Below are 606 nucleotides of genomic sequence, written 5' to 3'. Positions count from 1 at the left end.
CGTTTTACGGATGGGTTGTTTGAAAAAAGTGAAGCCGAAACATTTGCAGACATTGCGCGTTTAGCTGGCGTACCAAGCGATGCCATTTTAGTAGAAACACGTTCAACCAATAGTGGAGAAAACGTCCGTTTCACCGAGCAGTTATTAAAAGAGAAAGGCATCCAATGCGAATCGATTATTTTAGTGCAAAAGCCATTTATGGAACGCCGCGCCATCGCTACGTTTGAGAAGCAATGGCAATCGCCCTACTCGCAAGTGCAAGTCAGTTCTACCGCTCATCCATTCTTCGAATACATCAACGAAGACATGCCGCTAATGATGGTGTTAGAAGCGCTGATGGAAGATTTTTCCCGCGTCAAAAGCTATCCCGAAAAAGGATTTCAAACTAAGCAAGACATTCCAAATCAAGTGGATTCATCTTATCAAGTCTTGTTAGAGCGATTCGGTTTTGATCTCGTCTGAGCGAAATGAACAATTAAAAAGCCACCGAATTCGGTGGCTTTTCTGTACTGCTTTGAAGCTGAATGGATAGGTTTATTTACCTAGGGCTTCTTTGTAGTGCTGACGGCAAACCGAGACATAACGGTCGTTGCCACCAATCGCCAC

Annotated in this window: 1 protein-coding gene and 1 pseudogene; one reads left to right on the top strand and one right to left on the bottom strand. The window is 44.1% G+C overall.

From position 1 onward, the window contains the following. Window positions 1-462: YdcF family protein (locus R7O13_RS28680; protein ID WP_318305436.1), on the top strand; the 462-nt coding region annotated here is incomplete at its 5' end. A 72-nt stretch (window positions 463-534) separates the two neighbouring features. Here R7O13_RS28680 and R7O13_RS28675 read toward each other — a convergent pair. Next, window positions 535-606 (bottom strand): annotated as a pseudogene (locus R7O13_RS28675) (thymidine kinase); the annotation flags it as partial.

The sequence above is a fragment of the Vibrio sp. Y176 genome (assembly GCF_033438945.1).
This window is presented reverse-complemented; position numbering and strand designations above follow the sequence as displayed.